An 18,763-nucleotide genomic window follows, 5' to 3' on the forward strand; every position below is an offset into this window, starting at 1 on the left:
TTCCCGCAGATGGAGCTGCTGAGCTTTCGCGTTTTCCTTGATCCGCCCATGCCCATCCCGCCGACCGCAATCAGTGCTGCTGTCTCAGCGCAGGTAACTGGCGAGGTTCAGGCTCTGGATCTTGGAGATGGCGGTATAGCTCGCGGTGAGCTGGGCCTGATATGTCGAGAGCTGGGCGGTGACCGCAGCGACGTCGACGCTGGTCAGGTCGGTCGCCAGGCTCTCGGCATAGCTCTTGTAATCGGTCTGCTGCGACTTCGCGCTCTCGATCCGGGACGCCGCGTCGGAGAGCTTGGCCTGCACCGTCGCGACGTCGTCCACCGCCTGATCGGCAAGCGTCAATGCGGAGGTGACGTCGGTTCCGGAGAGGGTCGAGCTGTTGGCGACGAACTTCAGGACCCGCATGACCTCCTCGAACGCCGGGTTGTCGGCGGTGACGCCATAGGTGACCGACTGCCCGTCGGAAACCCGGACCGAGGCCAGCTCGCCGTCGCCCCGATAGTAGCTGCTATCCGTCGTTGTCAGCGATCCCGTGCCGGAGGCGAAGCTCGACGTGTCGACCGCCGCCGTCGCGGTTCGTCCGCCGCCGAACAGATACTGCCCGTCATACTGGGTGTTCAGGATGCCCGCCATCTGCTGCAGCAACTGCTGCGCGCTGCTGATCGCGGACGTGGTTCCCGTGCTGCTGCCGGAGCTCGCAGCACTCAGCGCCGTGCGCAGCTGACTGACGATGTCCGACACCTGTCCCACGGCGGAATACATCACCTGCACCTTGCTGTCGGCCAGGGTCGCGGCATCGATATAGGACTGCGCCCGCGTGACCGACACCTGCAGATTGACGACGTGCTGGGTGTCGGCGCCATAACCGGCGAGATACTCGGTCTTCAGCCCCGAGGCCTCCTGCACCTGGAGGTTGGCCATGGTCGCCTGCGTCCGCAGCGCGCTCGCGATCATCTGGTCGGAGTTCGAGAATGTCGCAATCCGCATCGTCATGATAGGCGCTCCGGACTAGGTCGACTGCACGGCAGTGAGCAATGACGAGAACATGCTGTTGATCACGGAGATCAGCTGCGAGGCGGCAGCGTATTTGTTCTGCAGCGAGCTCAGCCGCGCCGTCTCCTCGTCGAGGTTGACGCCCGACTGCGAGGACAGCGAGCTCGCATAGCTCGACTGGGCCGTCGATTTCGCGGTGTAGGCCGTCGCGGCCTGCGACGCCTTGCTGGCCACATTGGCGACGATCGCCGCGGCATAGTCGGCAAACGAACCGCTCGTTGCGCTCAGGCCGCCGGCCGAGGCGAAGCTGGTCGAGCCGGTCAGTTTGTCGATGAGCGCGTTGATGACCGTCGCCGAGCCGGCCGTCAGCACCTGGCTGCCGGTCGTCAGGGTCGCGGAGCCGTCGAGCGTGCCGGTCGGAAGACCGGCAGCGCCGCTCAGGATGCTACTGTTGACGGCAAAATTGGCCGCGCTCGTGCCGGTGACGAGGTCATTCATGCCGAAATAGCCGGCGAAGCCGCTGCCGCCGATCGCGCTGGTCATGTCGTTGATCGCGATGCCGTTCGACGACGACGTGGCGCTGATCGACAGGTGCCCGCTGGAATCGATCGAGGCGGAGACGCCGGAGATGCCGTTGAGCGCCGTGACCAGATCGCCCACCGTCGCATAGGACGACAGGTCGAGATCCTGATACGAAACGAGATTGCCGCTCTGGTCAGCCACGGCGATGCGGACCGTTCCGGATGCCGCCAGGGCCGTCGTGCTGCTGACGCTCGCCGATCCGGTCAGGGTAGTCGGAGGTGGAACGGCCGACGCGCTATCAGTGATCGAATTCAGCGCCGATTTCAGCTGCGAGGCCAGTTGATCGAGCTGGGTCTGCGCGGCCGGCAGGGTTTCGTCCCGCAACGTGACCAGCGAGCCGATCTTGCCCGACGTGATCTGGGACGTGACGTCGACGCCGTCGACCGTGATGCCGCTGAAGTCGCCGGACGCATAGCTCGACGCCGCCGAGACATTCGCCGAGGCCGTATAGCTCAGTGTGTGCGCCGAGCTGTCGACCAGAGCCCGCCCCGACGAGGTATAGACCTGAAGATCGCCGTTCGACGCCGTGTAGTAGCTGACGTTCATGTAGGACGACAGGTCCTGCAGCGCCGCGTTGCGCTCGTCCTCGAGATCCGCGGTCGATTGGCCGGACGCCGCCATCTTCCGGATCTCGACGTTGAGATCGGCGACCTGCTGCAGGTCGTCGTTGACGCTCTGGACCGACGACGCGATGTCCTTGTCGGCATTGGCGCGCAGCGTCTGCACGCCGCTCGACGTGCTGCGCAGCTGGCTGGCGAAATCGTCCAGCGCGCTGACCACGGCCGATTGCAGCGACACGCTGCTGGGCGAGCTCGCCAGCGACGACAAAGCGGACTCCAGCGAGGCCAGCGAGTTTGCCAGCGACGTTCCCGTCGTCGAGGTGCCGGACGTGGACGCGCTGCCGAACAACTGCTGGAGTTGCGTCAGGTAATTGTTCGTGGTGTCGGCCGCGCCGAGCTCGGAGTTGGCTCCGATCAGGGATTTCAGCAGCAGCTTGTCGACATTGCTTGAAATGCCGGTAATGGAAACGCCGGTTCCAACTCCCCCGGTCACGTTCGTGACCTGGTTGGCCGTCTTCTGCGTATACCCCTTCGTGTCGGCGTTCGAGATGTTCGACGACGCCACGCTGATCTGCAGCTCCGTGGCCGAGATGCCGCTGAAGGCGACCAACCGTGCTATGTCGAGCGACATTGCCCTACTCCCGCTGCTGGCTGGCCATCACGCCCTCACATTGGTTCCGCACGATGTCGCACGCGCGGTACGACGTCCACCGGCTCCATAGGGGGAGGCATTTGCGATTTGCTCGCGGATCGCCTGCATGACCGCCTCGATGCGACGATTGCTGGCTTCGATCGCGGCCCGCAGCCGCACGAGGTTCTCATCCATCGCGCCACGCAGGTTGAGGATGTGCTCCATGAGCTGCTCGCGCAGGACGCGGTCGCGGACGTCGAGGCTTGCCGTCTGCCTGGCGCATTCGGCCACCCGCTGCTCGAACAACCCGGCCAACCGGTTCTTGTCGTCGAGCTGCTTCGAGCGCGAGGCCGGCAATCCCTTGGCGAGCTCCACATTCTCCTCCGACACCACCGCGATGAGTTCGTCGATCAGCGCGATCAAGGTCCGCACCTCGTCCTCGCTTGCGGGCCGTCGATCGGCCTGAATTGCGTGTTTCATCCTGTCGCTCCCCTCTTACTGTTCACGCTGCGGTCGGCGACTGATCTGCGCGACGCGGGCATAGGTATTCAGCGCCGTCACCCTCACGGTGGCGACCTTGAGTTCCTCGTCGAGCAGCGCACATTCGCGAAGCAGCTTTCGTCGGACCGTTTCGATATCGTCGATCAAGGCCAACAGTTGCACGCGGTCGTCCTTGCCGGCGGTCGCGGCGCGCAGTCTCAGCCGCCGCAGCTTCTTCAGCAGAACCTCGCCCTCGCCGAGCCGCTCCCTCTTGAGGTCGACCATGATCACCTCATCGACGAGATCAGGGTGTCGTACATCTTGTTGACGGCCGAGATCACCTGCGACGCCGCCGAATAGGCCTGCTGAGCCGAGATCATGCTGCTGAACTGGCCCGTGGTATCGGTCGTGCTCGACTCCAGCTCGCTACCGTAAATGGTCCCTGCACCATTCTCGCCGGATGCCTGCAGGGTCGCGTTGCCCGATGTCGCCGTCGACGTGTACATGCCGCTGCTATGCGCCACGAGGCCATTGGGATCGGCGAAGGTCGCCACCGCGATCTTGTAGATCGGAACCGTCTGGCCGTTGGAATAGGTCGCCTCGACAAGACCGTTCTTGCCGACCGAAATGCTGCTCAGCGTTCCGAACGAGATGCCGTCGGAATTGGCGCTGAAATTGGAGACGCTCGGCGTCGTGCTGCCGGACGACAATTGGGTCAGACCGTCGGTGCCGCCGCCGGTGGTGCCGAAGCTGAGCGTGATCGAGCTCGCCGCGGCGCCGTTGTTCCAGGTGATGCCGAGATTGGTCGAGGAGACCGTGCTCAGCGAGCCGTCAGAGTTGAAATCGATCGTATAGGTGCCGCTCGTCACGGTGCCGTCCGACGCCGTGGCAGGCGCGACATCGGCAGTCCATTCGTTCGCCGTCGCCGACTTGGTCCAGGTCACATTGAGCGTATGCGACTGGCCAAGCGAATCGTACACCGTCATCGAGCTGCTGAAGGTGTCTCCGCTCGCAGCATCGGCCGGCAGGTTGGCCGCAAGCGACGTCTTGGTCGTCGCCCCACCATTCGTCAGCGCCACCTTGGTATTGACCGGCTCGAGGCCGTTGCCGACCACGTTGCCGCTCGCATCTGTGCGCCAGCCTTCGAGATAGTAGCCGTCGTTCTCGAGATAGCCGGCATTGTCGGTCGTGAACGCGCCGTTGCGCGTGTAGAAGGTCTCGCCTCCGGCCGAAGTCGAGTTGGTCGCGACGAAGAAGCCCGAGCCCTGGATGGCGACGTCGGTCGCGTTGGTGGTGGCGGCCAGCAGCCCCTGCTGCGTGATGTTGGCACGGCCGGAGACCGAGACGCCCCCCGAGGAATAGGCTTTCGAGCTGCTCGATGCCGTCACCAGCTGCTCGAACAGGCCGGACGTGGTCTTGTATCCGGTCGTATCGGCGTTGGAGATGTTGTCGCTGATCATGGCGAGCGACGAGCTCTGCGCGTTGAGCGCCGAGATCGCCGATGACAGGGCTCCAGAAAGACTCATGATTGTACTCCGGGTAATGCGGTCAGGAGGTGACGCCGATGATGTTGCTGGCGCTGACAGGAACGCCGCCGACGGTGAGCGACGGCGTGCTGGTCGAGGTGTCGATGCCGGTTACGGTCCCGATGACCGTCGTGTAGTTGAGGACCGAGGTGCCCGCGGAGTCCGTCGCCGTCACGGAGATCGTGTACTGGCCGCCATTGCTGAGCTGATTGCCGCTGGAATCGGTGCCGTCCCAGGTGATCGAATTGGCGCCCTTGTTGCCGGTCCCGGTGCCTGTCCAGACCGTGCTTCCGGAGGAATCCTTGATCGAGATCGAAACGTTTGACGCTGCTGACGACAGCGAATAGCCGAACGTCGCCGAGCCGTTCGAGAGGACGGCAGTGTCACTCTTGGCCTCGACGGTGTGGCCGATGTAGTTCACCGAATTCAGCGTCACCAGGCTCGAGAACGAGCCGGCCAGCGAGGTCATGCTGCTGTTGAGCGACTGCTGCGAGGTGAAATTGGCGTAGGACGTCATCTGGTTGATGAAGTCGGTCACGCTGGTCGCGTTGAGCGGATCCTGGTTCTGCAGTTCGCTCACCAGCAGCTGAAGAAAGTCGGTCGAGCTGAGCGTCGTACGCGATGTGTCGCTGGACGATGATGTCGATGAGGTGGTCGCGGTCGACGAACTCGCGGCGGTGACGGTCATGGCAGAACTCCGGCTCGCGCCGCGAGCGGCGGCGGGACACAGCACGACCACGCGGTCGTGAAGGCGTTTGCTGATCAAACGGCCAGAGCGCCGATTCCAGGCGCACAATTAGTCGATCGAATTAGTTGATCCGACGGCAGAATTTGCCGCCGCGCTGTTGCGCAGAGGCGGCAAAAATCGCCTGGTGCGAGGCCCCGATCTGCATCGGCGCCACGGCTCGCCGTCGTCGCACTCGGGCGCCCTCGATTCGCGCGCAAGCGAGCTCAAGAAACTGAGCGAGATGACAGTTGCGATGGTGTTGCGGTTCCAGCGGCGAGGTCCGACCGGCCGAAGCGCAGCCGCGCAAGCGCGGTCCTGGCTAAGGCTCAGCCGGGCTGATGGGCGTCAGCCGGCGGGGTTGCCGCTTCCTCTTGGGCCAGGCGATGGGCCGCAGCAAGGATACGCGACGTCAGGCCGGCGGGTGCACGAACCGGCGGCGACGACAGCGCCTCACGAACGAGACGTGCCTCGGATAGCAATCGATCGGCTTCGGGGGAGGACGCAAGCAGATCAGCAGCGGATTGACGCTGCTCCGCCGGCCAGCGCGAGAGGTCCTCACCCAGCCTGCCGATCAGATCCTCGAATTCCCTGACGTCCATCGTCCGCCCAATCCAGCGCTTCCAGCTTGGTCATAAAGCATTCAGCCCGCGAACGAAATTGATATCGGCAATTGTGACGATCGACCGCAACCAAGCTCTGGAAACTCCGTACTTTTCGGGAGTCGTATGCACGCGAGGCCGCACTGGATACCGAAACGGGAGACAATGCAGCCCATTTCTGATCGATTTCTCAAGATTTCCGCAGCGCGGCGAGTGCCCGATTCGGCGAGATCTACCGACGGTTGGCCGAATCAGCAGCCGCTCGCTTTCCCCGGGCCGCCACATCGACAGCCTCCCACGCCTGCCGCAGTTCCAGCAGGCTTTCGGTGATCCGCTGGAAATTCTCGCGCATGTGAGGTCGACCATAGGCCCGCAGCGCGGCCACGATCAGGGCGTTGTAGGTTCCGAACAACTGGTCGGCGACCGGTCCGCCGCGCGTGGAATCGAGGTGCAAGCTCAACCCGCGCAGGATCGCCGTTGCCCGGGTCAGGTGGGCATGCCCCTCCTCGAAGCGACGCACCTCCTGCGCTTGCACGGATTTCTGCAGGCAGGTGACCGCGCCGTTGAGCAGCATGATCACGGCCCGCAGCGGCGGAACCGCGACGGCCGTGCCGCGGTAGGCCTGACTTGCAAATTGCGCCATCGAACTCTGGGTCATCAGTTACTCGAACTCGAATTGAGGAGGGCTTTCAGATAGGTCAGCGTATTGTTGGCGCTCTCGATCGCGGCCTGGTACTTGGCGTATTGCGCCGTGAGCTGGGTCTGGAACGTCGCAGCCGAGCTCTTGATGTCGTTGACCTTGGCCTGCATCGTCTCGTCCTGGGACGTCAGATTGTCGATCAAAGTCTGCAACGAGCCGGTGCTGGACGATGCGGTCTTGGCGATCTGGTAGATCTGGGTTGCAAGCCCCTGGGTCGAGGTCACCGTGATCGATTGCGAGGTCGAGCCGGTATAGGTGAAAGCCATGCCGGCATAGATCGTCCCGGAATTGCCCACGATCGTGTTGCCGCTGACCGTGAACAGCGAACTGTCGCCACCGACGGATGCGGCCGAGAGATTCCCCGAGGCATCCACCGTCAGATCCAGGGTGAACGACTGCGGCGACGACCCGGTATTGACGACGCTGAGCTGGCTCGACGAGGTCTTGGTCTGCGCCGACAACAACGTCGTCACACCGCTCAAATTGGTGCTCAGGATCGTCGACAGCGTGCCCGTATCGAGTTCGAGTTCGTTCTTTTCGTTGAACGAGAGACCAAGGTCCGCCATCGTCAGCCCGCCGACGGACGTTCCGAGCACGGCCTGAAGCGAGTTCATGATGTCGCGCATGGTGCCGTCGCCGAACAGCACCGAGCTGGATGAGGCGGTTCCGTCGGAGTTGGTGGTCTGCTGCGCAATCACGGCATCGCGGAACGCATTGTAGTCGGTGACGAAGGTCTGCAGCGCCGACGAGATCTGGCTCGTATCGGCGCCGATGGTGACGGTCAGCGTCGTTCCGGAGGGTGTCGCCTGCAGCAGATCGAACGTGACGCCGCTGAGCACGTCGGTGATGTCGTTTGTGTTGCGGGTCAGGCTGATCCCATCGAGCGTGAACTCCGCGGCCTGGGCCGTCTGCAGCACCGTCGCGAAGGCTCCCGAGCTGTCGGTCACCCCGAGCTTGTTGAGGATGTCGTCCCCGGACGAGCTTGCATAGGTGATGTCGGCGGCATCCTGGGTCCCCGTCAGCACCAGTTGATAGGACCCGCTCGATACCTGGACGATCGACGCCTCGACATCGGTCGCGGAGGTCTGCGCGTTGATCGCGTCGACGACATCCTGCAGCGACATGCCGCTGGTGATGGTGATGTCGGCCGTGCTGCCTCCGGACAGGCCGAGCGAGAACGTGCCGGAATAGCCGAGGGCCGCGGTCTGGCTCGACTGCGTCGTGCCCGTCACCTTGTGCGCCGTGGCGACCTGGCCGATCGTCAGCGTGTGGCTGCCGGTCGCGGCTCCATTGCTCACCGACATCGACAGCGCCGATGAGGCGCTGACGTCGCCGGTCGCACTGATGGTAGCGGCCCGCGTGGCGAAGGCGTTGGTCGCAAGCGAGTTCACCATCGATGTCGCCAGCGACGACAATCCCGATGACAGTGTCTTCAGTGCGGTCTGCAGCGTCTGGTACGCCGTGATCTTGGCTTCATTGGCGGTGATCTTGGTCGAGATCTGGGTCGCCTGGGTGAGCTTGGCATTGACGGCGGACTCGATCAGCGCGGTCCAGTCGATCGTGCTCGTGGTGCTCGTTCCCGACGTCGTGAGCGAGCTGCTCGAACTCGTCGATGATGAAGAAGACGATGTCGTGCTGCTCGTGCTCGAGGTTGCGCTGCTCACCGTCATCCGTCGTCGTCCTCCGAGGAAAAAGCCGGACCGGCGAGGCGCCGGCCCGGCAGATCACGGCTCAGCCCAGCAGCTTCAGGAGGTACTGCGGGATCTGGTTGGCGGCGGCTTCCGCCGATACCGCGGCCTGGGTCTTCACCTGCGCCGACGACAGCTTCGCCTGCTCCGAGGCGATGTCGACGTCCTTGATGGCGGAATTGGCCGATTGCAGGTTCTGCGTCTGCGTCGAGATCGAATCGGCCGAGAAGTTGAAGCGCGACTCCTGCGCGCCGATGTCGGCACGCGCCTTCGACACGGTGTCGATCGCGGTGTCGAGAGTGGTCAAGGCTGCGGTCGCGCCGGTCTGGGTGCTGACGTCGAGCGACGAGACGCCGAGCGTGCTCGCGGTGAGATCCGACAGCGTGATGTTGATGGTGTCGGACGCGGACGATCCGACCAGAACCGAGACGCCCGACGAGAACGTGCTGGTGCCGTCGAGCAGGCTCTGACCGCTGTAGCGCGTTCCGGTCGCGATCGACGAGATTTCGCTGATGAGCTGCGAGAATTCCGACTGGATGTAGGTGCGGCTGGTTCCGACCGTGGTGCCCGATGCGGACTCGGAGGCCAGCGACTTCATGCGCGCCAGGATGTCGCTGATGTTCGACGCGCCGCCATCCGCGGTCTGCAGGATCGACGTCGCCTGGGCGGCGTTGGTCGCGGCCTGCTGCAGCGTGGTGATGTCCGAGGAGATGCGCGTGGAAATGGCGAGACCGGCCGCGTCGTCCGAGGCCGACGTGATGCGCGAACCGCTCGACAGCTTGGAGAGCGAGCTCGTCTCCTGGTTGGAGTTGATGTTCAAGTAGCGGACGGCGGAGTTGGCGGCGATGTTGGTGGAAATTGCGGGCACGGTGAGGACTCCTGAGTGATCGGCAAAGCACGCCGCATCGTGGAAGGACTGACGGTGCGGATCGGCCCCGTCTGACCGATCAAACGGAAGCGCCTGCGGGAATCAGGCGGGAATTCTCCCGCGCCGGGAATTTTATGGTTAGCAATCGGTGAAGGCGCCGCGAATGTCGCGCTCGTGACGCCGCAGCATGTCGCGCAGATGCTGGCGACCCCGCTTCAACAGCGACTCCACGGCGGCCACTGTCGTGTCCATCACCTCGGCGATTTCGCCGTTGCTCATGTTCTCGTGATACGACAGGATCACGGCGATCCGTTGCTGCTCCGGAAGCCGCTGCATCGCTCCTTCCAGGAGGTCGCTGAGCTCCGCACGCTCGATGACGCTCACGGCATCCGGCTTGCCGTCCGCAACCTCGGGCACCACATCGACATTCTCGGTCCGCGGCTTGCGGCGGATGTCGATGCAGCGGTTGCTGACGACGCGATAGAGCCAGGTCGAGAATTTGGCACGGCCGTGCTGCCACCGCCCGCGATGAGTCCAGACCTTCAGCATCGTATCCTGAACGACGTCCTCGGCGTCGGCGGCATTGCCGACGATGCGCAACGCAATCGCATAGGCGCGGTCGATGTGGCGCTCGACGAGAAGGCGAAATGCGAGCTCCTCTCCGGTGGCCAGCCGGTCGAGCAGATCCTTGTCCTCGTCGAAGACCATGGTCTCGCCCGGCGGCGCAGAGTCTGGAACGGTGCTGACCGACTCGCTCGACGGCAGCACCACCGCGACGTCCGGGGACCCCGGCTCCTTCGAAGATACGCCATCGGCCGGGGCCCAGACGTCCAGCGCGTAGCTCATTTCCGCATCTCCAACCCGCAATGCCGAATGCGGTATTCGCAGACGGCTTCCGATCGTTGAACGCTGTGATCGAGAGAAGCAGGCGAAGATTCTTCGTGATTTTTCAGGTAGTTAGATGGAATGTTTTGCCTAGGGACAGGCAAATTCTGCCGCACGCGGATCGAGCGCTCGACGATCATTGAGAAGGAGAGGCCGATGTTCGGCATGGCGCGGGTTCATTCCGGAAGACGAGTTCAGCAGAAAACGCGGGCTGCAACGCTTACTAACAGCATCCCTGGATGCGGACCGCGCACACCAAATCTGCGGTCGATCAAGATCCGGAGTTCTTGCGAAACGATCATCTCGCCCGGCAATTTTTTCCGAATCACCTCGACGAAATTATCGCATTTTTCGACTCTGTCAGTTTCCGCAGACGCGATTTTTGAATCTCGTGACGATTTTTGCGACAAGGCGCGCCTGATCTGTCGTGCTCGTACGTTGTAGTTGCTGATGGAACGACAAATGAAGCGATCGACGTGATGCGTCGCGCGCCGACGACGCACGCGTAGGTGTCAATCGATTTCTGTAGCGTCACCGAATGTTGCTCAATGTTTCGATCGACGTCGACTTTCGTGAGTATCGTCGCGTTCGATATCTCAGCGCGAAGCGCGCGATCCGCGCCCGCGACTGCTTTTTAATGCCCGATTTCGTACTTCGGCGTCGACCAAGCGCTATCAGATCGAAAGCGAATGCCCGTACGTCTTCTTACGCATCCACGATGTTGATTCATCTGTGCGGGCTTCGCGCGGCGCGCCGGCAACATTGCGAAACGAAGTTCGCGTTTTCCGTGTCGAGAGCTTCGTCCTGCTCGCATCATCGCAAGTGACCGACGCCGGCGCATGCGTGATCGACGCGCCTGATTGGCCGACGTGGTCCGTTTGATTGTGCAGGAGGACCCGGCATGATGCGACAAGACCCGAAAGCCATCGACGACGACCCGACGCAAGCCTTGCGCGCTCGAGGCGTCAGGCTCGGTCAGCAGCAAGGTCTTCGTCTGCAGTGGCTGTCGCGGACATTCGGGCCGCTGGTTCACTGCGACGAACGTCCATCGCCTGGCCGCGGCCGCACGATCGTCCTGCTCGATCCGCCAACCGGCGCGGGTGCGGAGCTGCTGTACGGCACGCTGACCTCGCACGATGCCGTGGCGATCCCTTTCGGCGAAAACCCCGCGTTCGATTTCCTGAAATCCAAGTTGACGGCGTTCGGCACCGTCGGCACCTCGGCCGACGGTCCGCATGAATTGTGGTGGGGCGGCCGCGACTGGCCTGCTCCGGAGACGGCACCCGCAACTACGATGCGTGTCGTGTCCTGCCATCCGACGACGGTCGGCGACTTGCACGTCTATCATCTCAGACGCTCGCTGCAGCGGCTCGGGCTCCCATTCGACATCGAGGCGATCGATTGCCGCCCCGGCGAACGCCTGAGCGCTGCCGACAAGGCCGACTTCGTCGCGCGGATGTGGCAGCGGCACCGCGAGCCGCTGTTGTACGTCGAGGCGGACGTGATGTTTCAAGCCGCCCCGGGCCTTCCTCATCTGGCCGGCTGCGACTTCGCCGTCCATAAGTGGAACGGCTGGGAGATGTCGCCGCGCACTCTCTATTTCGGCCGCTCCAAGGCGGCCGAGACCATGCTGACGACCTGGCGCGAGATTGCCTCGTCATATCCCGATGTCTGGGACGGCTATCTGATCGACCAGGCCTGGAGTGCGGTGACGTCCCAGATCGCACTCGATACGGTCTGGCTTCCCCGCAGCTACCATGCCGTTGCAGGGGAAGCCGGAGTCGGCAACGCGACGATCGTCCACAATCTGAAGCCGACAAACGCTGATCTCGGCCCCGACCCGGACTTCGCCGAAGTGGCACGCTCGCCGCGGCGGGCGGGGCGCGTCGGCGCGCTGGAGTCGCTGCTCGTGGTGCGCTCGAAAGTAAAATCTGGCCGGGGCGTCACGGTCATCCTGCGCGATGTCGAAGGTAGCAGCGCGCGCGCAACGGCCGACAGCATCGAGCGGCTGACGAGCGCCTTCGTCGCCGATTGCGGCGGCTTTGGCCGCCTCGAGCTTTCGCTGTGCTCGTGGGCGCCGGAGGTTCGCATGGCGCGGCGGGCCGCTTTGCTGGCCGACAACATGGTACTCGAGATCGTCCCCGGTCAGGAGCTGCCGGCCGATCTGTTCGCCGCCACCGCTGCCTCGGAAGCCATGCGCCGGCCCGCCAGCTTCAACGCCCATCGCCACTGACGCCAGCCAGGACAAATCATGTTCGACACCATCATTCTTCTCACCGGCAGCCGTGACCAGCAGCTCGCGTTGTCCGAGCTCCTGCGGGCGCACAACGCTGCCCTCGCATTCCGCTGCGCGGTCAGCCTGCAGGACCTCGAAGCCATCGAACGCGACGTGCTCGGCAGATCCCGCCTGCTTGCGTTCACGACCGGCGTCGTCGTGCCTGCCGCCATCCTTCAGGCGCTCGGTTACGGCGCCTACAATTTTCATCCGGGCCCACCGGATTATCCCGGCTGGGCGCCGGCCCATTTCGCAATGTACGACGGTACGAAGCGCTTCGGCGCGACGGCCCACGCGATGGAGACCCGGGTCGACTGCGGCGCGATCGTCGGTGTCGAGCCGTTCGACATCCCCCAAGGCGTGGATGTCCGCGGCCTGGAGCAGATGGCGTTCGTGCGGCTCGCCTATCTGTTCTGGCGGATGTCGCGCGACCTCGCCTGCCAGGCCGGCCCGCTGCCGGCGCTCGGCACCGGTTGGAGCGGCACCAAGAGCACGAGGCAGATGTACGCCGCCCTATGCGACATGCCCGCCGACATCGATCGATCCGAGATGGCGCGCCGCATCCACGCCTTTCACGACGATTTCCGCGGCATTCCACTGACCGTCAACCTGCACGGCACACGGTTTCAGCTCATGCGCGCCGAGGCCGCCGTCGGCGAGCCGATGACGGTTGACGCGCCGGCGTTGGCGCTCGCGTCGTGACCTAACGCTTGAGCGGCTTGATCACGGTCTGGTCGAGCCGCGTTTCCCAGCCGTGACGTTCCAGCTCGGGATCGTCATGCTCCTCCTGCGGCCAGCCGACGCAGAGATACGCAATCAGGCTCCAGTCCGACGGCAATTCGAGCGCGCGACAGACAGCCTCCGGGTTCAGGATCGACACCCAGCCAACGCCGAGACCGTCCGCGCGCGCCGCCAGCCAGAACGTCTGGATCGCTGCGACCACCGAGTAGCGGAGCGTTTCCGGCATCGTGGCGCGGCCGAGACGATGCCCGGTGGCAGCGCCTTCGTCGGCACAGACGGCGAGATGGACCGGCGCCTGCGTCAAGCCTTCCAGCTTGAGGCTTGCATAGAGCGCGCGCCGCTCACCATCATAGCCGGCGAGCGCCGCCTGGTTCGCATGCTGGAAGTTCTCGATCACCGTCGCGCGGCGTTCGGCGCTCTCGACGAGCACGAACCGCCAAGGCTGGCAGAAGCCGACGGACGGCGCGTAGGACGCGAGAGCGAGCAACTGCTCGATCAGCTCAAGGGAGACCGGATCGGCGCGGAAACGGCGGACGTCGCGACGCCAGCGCACCAGCTCGGCAAAGCGCTGCCGGAATGTCGCGTCGAACTGCGGAGGGCTTCGGCCTGGCTCGCTCATGCGCCCTCCCCGCTCAGGACGTGCAGGAACGATCCGGTCATCGACCCGCGCCGGGCGCCGCGCTCGGCGATGACGCCGCCCGAGGCATCGCGGCACGCGATCAGCGGATCGTCTGCCTCGCTCAGGATGGTTGCATAATGGAATTCGTGGCCGTGAACGACGGCCCCTCTCGGGCCGAGGCTGCAGTCGACCAAGAGCGTCGCTTGACGATAGCCGAGATGCAGGCGGCGTCGCGCGAACGACGTTTCCAGTGAAAGCAGCCCAGCCATCGCATGCCGGACACCATGGGCATCTTCGAGTCCCGCGCCTAGCGTCATGTAGCCGCCGCACTCGCCGTGGATTGGCACGCCGCGCGAGGCCATCGCGCGCAACGCGTCGAGGAACGACCGCGCCGAGGCCAGCCGTCCCGCATGCAATTCGGGATAGCCGCCTGGCAGCCACACCGCGTCGGCTGCTGGATCAGGAGCCTCGTCGTTCAACGGCGAGAACGGGATGGTCTCCGCGCCCTGAGCGCGCCAGTGCCGCAGCAGATGCGGATAGCTGAACGAGAAGGCCGCATCTGATGCGAGCGCGATGCGCTGTCCGGGCGGTTTGATGCCGAGGCTGGAGCTCTGCGCGGCGAGGCCAGGCGCCCGAATCGGATTTGCGAGAGCAAGCACCGCGTCGAGATCGACCGACCCGGACACGCTTGCCGCAAGACGCTCGAGATGGGCCTCGATGGCCGTGATCTCCTGGGCCTGGACCAGCCCGAGATGGCGTTCGGGCAAGGTCAGTTGCGCGTCCCGCGCCAGCGCGCCGAGCACCTCGATTCCGACGGTCGCAAACGCCGGCTCGATGAGCGCCCGGTGCCGCTCGCTCGCGACCCGATTGAGGATCACCCCGGCCACGTGGACATCGTCGCGAAAACGCGCGCAGCCGAGCGCGACGGCGGCGGCCGTCTCGGTCTGCCCGCTGACATCGAGAACGAGCACGACCGGCCAGCCGGTCAGGGCTGCAAGATCCGCAGCCGAGCCCCTGCCCGCGCGCCCGGGATGCGACGCGCCATCGAACAGGCCCATGACGCCCTCGACGATGGCGATATCGGCGTCGGCGGCGACGCCGCAGGCAAGCCCGAGCAGCTGCGGCGCGGACATCGCCCAGCTGTCGAGATTGTAGCTCGTCCGCTTTGCCGCAGCCGTGTGATAGGCGAGATCGATATAGTCGGGGCCGCATTTAAAGGGTTGCACGCGCGTGCCGCGCCGGCTGAGCGCACGCAACAGCCCGAGCGTGGCGGTCGTCTTGCCGGCGCCCGAACGCGGCGCGGCGATGATGATTCCGCTGGGCGCCGCCGTGCTCATGGCCGTAACGCCGCCGAGGCATGGCAAAATGTGCTATGCGAACCGACATGATGGACATCGCGGATCCGCCGAACCGACCGCTGAAGCGTGGCTGGACGACCGGCAGCTGCGCCACGGCCGCAGCGCGCGCCGCCTACGAGCTGCTGATCACGGGCAACTGTCCTGCCATGGTCGAGATCGTCCTGCCTGGCGGACGTCGCGTCGGCTTTGCGATCGCGATGCACGAGGCCGACGGCATCAAGGCCACCGCGGGCGTGGTCAAGGACGCCGGCGACGATCCTGACGTCACGCATGGTGCGCTGGTCAGAGCAACCTTGCGGCGCGGTGCAGACAATTCCGGCGTAACGTTCCGCGCCGGCCCCGGCGTCGGCACCGTGACACGACCGGGATTGCCGCTGCCGCCGGGAGAGCCTGCGATCAATCCGGTGCCGCGCGAGATGATCACGGCGGCGATTGGCGAAGCCTCGGCAAAGCTCGGTGCGACAGGCGACGTGGCCGTCGAGATCTCCATTCCCGGCGGCGAGGAGCTCGCCAGAAAGACGCTCAACCCGCGGCTTGGCATCGTCGGCGGCCTGTCGATCCTCGGCACCACGGGGATCGTGGTGCCGTTCAGCTGTGCAGCCTGGATCCACTCCATCTATCGCGGCATCGACGTCGCGCGCGCGGCCGGCCTGCCGCACATCGCCGGCGCGACGGGAAGCACCTCCGAGAAGGCCGTGCAGCGGCTCCATGGCCTGCCGGAGACGGCGCTGATCGACATGGGCGATTTCGCCGGCGGCATGCTGAAATATCTGCGACGGCATCCGGTCGCTCGCGTCACCGTGGCCGGCGGCTTCGCCAAGATGACCAAGCTCGGCCAGGGCCTGCTCGACCTGCATTCGCGCGCCGGCGAGGTCGATCTCGGCTGGCTGGCGAACACGCTGCATGACGCGGGTGCGCCGGCCACGCTGGTCACGAGCGCACGCACGGCCAACACCGCGCTGCAGGTGCTGCAGGAGTCCCAGCGGGTCGGGTTTCCTGCCGGAGAGGTGGTCGCGCTCGCCGCCTGGACGACGGCGCGGCGTGCGCTGGGCGACAACGACATGGCCCTCGACATCGCCGTGTTCGACCGCGACGGCCGGCTGGTCGGACAAAGTCATGGACCGGCTCACTCCCCTCTCCCGCGGAAGCGCCGCTGATAGTCGGCATCGTACAGCGCGCTGTTGCGAAAATCCTCGGTTGCGAGTGCGCGGCCCACCAGGATCAGCGCGGTCCGCTCCACGGCGGAAGCCGCGGCCTGGCCGACGATGGTCGCCAGCGTGCCGGTCAGGACCAGCTGGTCCGGCCAGCTCGCGCGATAGACGATCGCGACCGGACAGTCGTCACCGTAATGCGGCCGCAGCTCCTCGACGACCTTGTCGAGAACGTGGATCGAGAGATGGATGGCGAGCGTGGCGCGCGACTGCGCGAACAGCGAAAGCTGCTCCGTGTCCGGCATGGCCGACGCGCGGCCGGAGGTCCGCGTGAGCACCACCGATTGGGCTAATCCCGGCAAGGTCAATTCGCGACCAAGCGCGGCCGCCGCCGCCGCGAACGACGGCACACCGGGTGTGATCGTGTAGGGAATCCGCAATGCATCCAGGCGCCGCAATTGCTCGCCGAGCGCGCTCCAGATCGAGAGATCGCCGGAATGCAGCCGCGCCACGTCGTCGCCCGCGAGCGTGGCGCGCTCGATCTCGGCCACGATCTCGTCGAGCGACATCGGTGCCGTGTCGACGATACGTGCGCCGGGCGGGCAATGATCGAGCAGCGCTCGAGGGACCAGCGAGCCCGCATAGAGACATACCGGACAGCGCGCGATCAGGTCACGGCCGCGCAAGGTGATCAGGTCCGGGGCGCCGGGACCGGCGCCGATGAAGTGCACCGTCATGGCGCACGCTCCGCATCGATGGCCGCCTCGCCCTCCGCCAGCGCGCAGGTCGCTACGGCGTTTGCGACGCGCGCCAGGACCAGCCGGGCATTCGCGCCGGCGGCAGCGAGCGCCGCCGTCTCGGCAACCGAAGGTACACCCTTCAGGCGCCTGACGCGATCGCTTCGCGTGATCGCGCGATCGGCGACAGCCGTCATGTCAGCAAGATCGACTCCGACGAGCGGACGGCCGAGCCGCTGCGCGGCGGACACCACGCCAGGCTCGCTGACCTTGTCCGCCGCCGTGGCGAGCACCGCCACGTCTGCCGGGGCGAGGCGCGCCAACGAGAGCGCCTGTGCGATGACCGCCTCGATGTCTGCGACGCTGGCGGCGCGGCGGCAACCGATCCCGAGCGCGATCATGGTTTCGTCACCCGCCACTGCGTGATCGGCATGGCCTGCCGCCAACCATGCATGCGGCCGACCGGCTCGATGCGCGAAACCGCGATGCGGATCAGTTCACCGCCATGCTGGCCGAACAACGCGCTCAGCCGCGCCTCGCCTTCGAGCGACACCACGTTGGCGACGAGGCGGCCGCCACGCTTCAGCCGCGACCAGACCGCTTCGAACACACCCGCTTCAGAAATGCCGCCGCCGATGAAGACCGCATCGGGCGCTTCGAGATCCGCCAGCATCGCCGGCGCGCGTCCGATCACCAGCTTCAGCTCGGGAGTGCCGAGCGCCAGCGCGTTGCGCATCGCCCGGTCGGCCCGGTCCTGCCGCGCCTCGATGCCGATCGCGCGCAACGAACCATGACGAAGCAGCCACTCGATCGCCACCGCGCCCGAGCCCAGCCCGACGTCCCACAGCAGTTCGCCTGGACGCGGCGCCAAGGCCGACAACGTCACGGCGCGAACGTCACGCTTGGTCAACTGGCCGTCATGCTCGAACAGGTCATCGGCAAGACCGGCGGTCAGCGGGATCACGGGCGCATCAACCTCCGCGTCGACCTCGATCGCGATCGTCGTCAGCGGATGGATATCGGAGAGATCGAACGCGTCAGCTGGCGCGCCTCGCACCCGCTCGTGTGGGCCGCCGATCGCTTCCAGCACCGTCAGGCGCGAACGTCCCATGCGGCGCGAGGTCAGCAGCGCGGCGAGCCTTGCGGCAGTGGATCCATCCCAGGCCAGCGCCAGAATGCGCGCCCCCGGCGCAAGATGGCGGATGATCCCTTCCAGCGGGCGGCCGTGCAGCGTCACCTGCGCCACGTCCTGCAGCGGCCAGCCGAGCCGTGCCGCCGCGAGGCTGAAGGCCGAGGGCTGCGGGACGCACAACATCTCGGCGGGCGCGAAACGCTGCATCAGCTGCTTGCCGACGCCGTAGTTGAAAGGATCGCCGCTTGCGAGAACGACGACGGGCTCTCCCCGTCGCGCCGCGATCTGATCGAACGCGAGCTTCAACGGGCTGGGCCAAGCCAGCCGTTCCCCCGCGATCAACGGCGCGGCAAGCTCGAGATGGCGCGCGCCTCCGACCACGAGCGCCGCCTGCGCGATGAGACGTCGTGCGGACGTCGAGAGACCGCCAACACCATCCTCGCCAATACCGACGATGGACAGCCAGCGCTGCGCGTTGCAAGTTGCGGCCGAGTTCACCATGGACACTGCC

Annotated in this window: 20 protein-coding genes; 3 read left to right on the plus strand and 17 right to left on the minus strand. The window is 65.4% G+C overall.

The window, feature by feature from the left end:
• Positions 1-84: 84 nt before the first annotated feature.
• The 12 genes from ACQR10_RS29395 to ACQR10_RS29450 all read right to left on the minus strand — a co-directional run bounded on the left by ACQR10_RS29395 (position 85) and on the right by ACQR10_RS29450 (position 10,406).
• On the minus strand, positions 85-993 hold the full coding sequence (locus ACQR10_RS29395) for a flagellin (RefSeq protein ID WP_315805152.1): 909 nt from the start codon (positions 991-993) through the stop codon (positions 85-87).
• 15 nt (positions 994-1,008) lie between these two features.
• Entirely contained in the window at positions 1,009-2,766 is a 1,758-nt protein-coding gene (flgK, locus tag ACQR10_RS29400) for a flagellar hook-associated protein FlgK (protein ID WP_316218469.1), read from the minus strand.
• A 27-nt stretch (positions 2,767-2,793) separates the two neighbouring features.
• Entirely contained in the window at positions 2,794-3,246 is a 453-nt protein-coding gene (locus ACQR10_RS29405; protein ID WP_315805150.1) for a flagellar protein FlgN, read from the minus strand.
• Between the two features lie 15 nt (positions 3,247-3,261).
• On the minus strand, positions 3,262-3,531 hold the full coding sequence (locus ACQR10_RS29410; protein ID WP_316218470.1) for a hypothetical protein: 270 nt from the start codon (positions 3,529-3,531) through the stop codon (positions 3,262-3,264).
• A 2-nt stretch (positions 3,532-3,533) separates the two neighbouring features.
• On the minus strand, positions 3,534-4,772 hold the full coding sequence (gene flgE / locus ACQR10_RS29415) for a flagellar hook protein FlgE (protein ID WP_315805148.1): 1,239 nt from the start codon (positions 4,770-4,772) through the stop codon (positions 3,534-3,536).
• Positions 4,773-4,794: 22 nt separating this feature from the next.
• Positions 4,795-5,460, minus strand: coding sequence for a flagellar hook assembly protein FlgD (locus ACQR10_RS29420; protein WP_316218472.1), 666 nt, complete (start codon positions 5,458-5,460; stop codon positions 4,795-4,797).
• Between the two features lie 365 nt (positions 5,461-5,825).
• Positions 5,826-6,098: a hypothetical protein gene (locus ACQR10_RS29425; RefSeq protein ID WP_315805146.1), complete on the minus strand. Its 273-nt coding sequence runs from the start codon at positions 6,096-6,098 to the stop codon at positions 5,826-5,828.
• A gap of 232 nt (positions 6,099-6,330) precedes the next feature.
• The gene (gene fliS / locus ACQR10_RS29430) at positions 6,331-6,756 is read right to left on the minus strand and encodes a flagellar export chaperone FliS (protein ID WP_316182785.1); all 426 of its coding nucleotides are present in this window, start codon (positions 6,754-6,756) and stop codon (positions 6,331-6,333) included.
• Positions 6,756-8,468 carry a flagellar filament capping protein FliD gene (gene fliD, locus ACQR10_RS29435; protein WP_434912159.1) on the minus strand — a complete coding sequence of 571 codons (1,713 nt, stop codon included), beginning with the start codon at positions 8,466-8,468 and terminating at the stop codon, positions 6,756-6,758. The genes fliS and fliD overlap by 1 nt, the downstream gene beginning before the upstream one ends.
• A gap of 61 nt (positions 8,469-8,529) precedes the next feature.
• Complete coding sequence (locus ACQR10_RS29440) at positions 8,530-9,354, minus strand: flagellin (protein ID WP_315805143.1); 825 nt, start codon at positions 9,352-9,354, stop codon at positions 8,530-8,532.
• A gap of 138 nt (positions 9,355-9,492) precedes the next feature.
• The gene (locus tag ACQR10_RS29445; protein WP_315805142.1) at positions 9,493-10,200 is read right to left on the minus strand and encodes an RNA polymerase sigma factor; all 708 of its coding nucleotides are present in this window, start codon (positions 10,198-10,200) and stop codon (positions 9,493-9,495) included.
• Positions 10,197-10,406: a hypothetical protein gene (locus tag ACQR10_RS29450; RefSeq protein ID WP_316182783.1), complete on the minus strand. Its 210-nt coding sequence runs from the start codon at positions 10,404-10,406 to the stop codon at positions 10,197-10,199. The genes ACQR10_RS29445 and ACQR10_RS29450 overlap by 4 nt, the downstream gene beginning before the upstream one ends.
• Before the next feature lie 734 nt (positions 10,407-11,140).
• Between ACQR10_RS29450 and ACQR10_RS29455 the strand changes: the two genes are divergently transcribed.
• Entirely contained in the window at positions 11,141-12,472 is a 1,332-nt protein-coding gene (locus tag ACQR10_RS29455; RefSeq protein WP_316218474.1) for a hypothetical protein, read from the plus strand.
• An 18-nt stretch (positions 12,473-12,490) separates the two neighbouring features.
• On the plus strand, positions 12,491-13,216 hold the full coding sequence (locus ACQR10_RS29460; protein ID WP_316238637.1) for a formyltransferase family protein: 726 nt from the start codon (positions 12,491-12,493) through the stop codon (positions 13,214-13,216).
• A gap of 1 nt (position 13,217) precedes the next feature.
• Here the strand turns inward: ACQR10_RS29460 and bluB are convergent, their stop codons facing one another.
• Together bluB and ACQR10_RS29470 are read right to left on the minus strand one after the other, a co-directional pair.
• A complete protein-coding gene (gene bluB / locus ACQR10_RS29465) occupies positions 13,218-13,874 on the minus strand; it encodes a 5,6-dimethylbenzimidazole synthase (RefSeq protein ID WP_434912160.1) in 657 nt (218 codons plus the stop codon).
• Positions 13,871-15,211, minus strand: coding sequence for a cobyrinate a,c-diamide synthase (locus tag ACQR10_RS29470; protein ID WP_434912161.1), 1,341 nt, complete (start codon positions 15,209-15,211; stop codon positions 13,871-13,873). The genes bluB and ACQR10_RS29470 overlap by 4 nt, the downstream gene beginning before the upstream one ends.
• A 47-nt stretch (positions 15,212-15,258) precedes the next feature.
• Between ACQR10_RS29470 and ACQR10_RS29475 the strand changes: the two genes are divergently transcribed.
• On the plus strand, positions 15,259-16,389 hold the full coding sequence (locus ACQR10_RS29475; protein ID WP_316218477.1) for a cobalt-precorrin-5B (C(1))-methyltransferase: 1,131 nt from the start codon (positions 15,259-15,261) through the stop codon (positions 16,387-16,389).
• Here the strand turns inward: ACQR10_RS29475 and cobM are convergent.
• From cobM to cbiE, 3 genes are read right to left on the minus strand one after another with little or no spacing between them, the layout of a single operon-like run.
• The gene (gene cobM / locus ACQR10_RS29480) at positions 16,359-17,120 is read right to left on the minus strand and encodes a precorrin-4 C(11)-methyltransferase (RefSeq protein ID WP_316218478.1); all 762 of its coding nucleotides are present in this window, start codon (positions 17,118-17,120) and stop codon (positions 16,359-16,361) included. The genes ACQR10_RS29475 and cobM overlap by 31 nt on opposite strands.
• A complete protein-coding gene (locus tag ACQR10_RS29485) occupies positions 17,117-17,521 on the minus strand; it encodes a cobalamin biosynthesis protein (protein WP_316182776.1) in 405 nt (134 codons plus the stop codon). The genes cobM and ACQR10_RS29485 overlap by 4 nt, the downstream gene beginning before the upstream one ends.
• The gene (gene cbiE / locus ACQR10_RS29490) at positions 17,518-18,753 is read right to left on the minus strand and encodes a precorrin-6y C5,15-methyltransferase (decarboxylating) subunit CbiE (RefSeq protein WP_316218479.1); all 1,236 of its coding nucleotides are present in this window, start codon (positions 18,751-18,753) and stop codon (positions 17,518-17,520) included. The genes ACQR10_RS29485 and cbiE overlap by 4 nt, the downstream gene beginning before the upstream one ends.
• Positions 18,754-18,763: the final 10 nt, after the last annotated feature.

Source organism: Bradyrhizobium sp. HKCCYLRH2060, from assembly GCF_051168135.1.
GTDB lineage: Bacteria > Pseudomonadota > Alphaproteobacteria > Rhizobiales > Xanthobacteraceae > Bradyrhizobium.

Bases quoted from the DNA above. Each gene is read 5' to 3' on its own strand.
- fliS (WP_316182785.1), bottom strand. From the start codon at position 6,756: ATGACCCAGAGTTCGATGGCGCAATTTGCAAGTCAGGCCTACCGCGGC.
- ACQR10_RS29460 (WP_316238637.1), top strand. From the start codon at position 12,491: ATGTTCGACACCATCATTCTTCTCACCGGCAGCCGTGACCAGCAGCTC.
- ACQR10_RS29445 (WP_315805142.1), bottom strand. From the start codon at position 10,200: ATGAGCTACGCGCTGGACGTCTGGGCCCCGGCCGATGGCGTATCTTCG.
- flgK (WP_316218469.1), bottom strand. From the start codon at position 2,766: ATGTCGCTCGACATAGCACGGTTGGTCGCCTTCAGCGGCATCTCGGCC.
- ACQR10_RS29405 (WP_315805150.1), bottom strand. From the start codon at position 3,246: ATGAAACACGCAATTCAGGCCGATCGACGGCCCGCAAGCGAGGACGAG.
- ACQR10_RS29395 (WP_315805152.1), bottom strand. From the start codon at position 993: ATGACGATGCGGATTGCGACATTCTCGAACTCCGACCAGATGATCGCG.
- ACQR10_RS29450 (WP_316182783.1), bottom strand. From the start codon at position 10,406: ATGCCGAACATCGGCCTCTCCTTCTCAATGATCGTCGAGCGCTCGATC.
- ACQR10_RS29470 (WP_434912161.1), bottom strand. From the start codon at position 15,211: ATGAGCACGGCGGCGCCCAGCGGAATCATCATCGCCGCGCCGCGTTCG.
- ACQR10_RS29455 (WP_316218474.1), top strand. From the start codon at position 11,141: ATGATGCGACAAGACCCGAAAGCCATCGACGACGACCCGACGCAAGCC.
- bluB (WP_434912160.1), bottom strand. From the start codon at position 13,874: ATGAGCGAGCCAGGCCGAAGCCCTCCGCAGTTCGACGCGACATTCCGG.
- ACQR10_RS29425 (WP_315805146.1), bottom strand. From the start codon at position 6,098: ATGGACGTCAGGGAATTCGAGGATCTGATCGGCAGGCTGGGTGAGGAC.
- ACQR10_RS29410 (WP_316218470.1), bottom strand. From the start codon at position 3,531: ATGGTCGACCTCAAGAGGGAGCGGCTCGGCGAGGGCGAGGTTCTGCTG.
- cbiE (WP_316218479.1), bottom strand. From the start codon at position 18,753: ATGGTGAACTCGGCCGCAACTTGCAACGCGCAGCGCTGGCTGTCCATC.
- cobM (WP_316218478.1), bottom strand. From the start codon at position 17,120: ATGACGGTGCACTTCATCGGCGCCGGTCCCGGCGCCCCGGACCTGATC.
- fliD (WP_434912159.1), bottom strand. From the start codon at position 8,468: ATGACGGTGAGCAGCGCAACCTCGAGCACGAGCAGCACGACATCGTCT.
- ACQR10_RS29475 (WP_316218477.1), top strand. From the start codon at position 15,259: ATGATGGACATCGCGGATCCGCCGAACCGACCGCTGAAGCGTGGCTGG.
- flgE (WP_315805148.1), bottom strand. From the start codon at position 4,772: ATGAGTCTTTCTGGAGCCCTGTCATCGGCGATCTCGGCGCTCAACGCG.
- ACQR10_RS29485 (WP_316182776.1), bottom strand. From the start codon at position 17,521: ATGATCGCGCTCGGGATCGGTTGCCGCCGCGCCGCCAGCGTCGCAGAC.
- ACQR10_RS29420 (WP_316218472.1), bottom strand. From the start codon at position 5,460: ATGACCGTCACCGCCGCGAGTTCGTCGACCGCGACCACCTCATCGACA.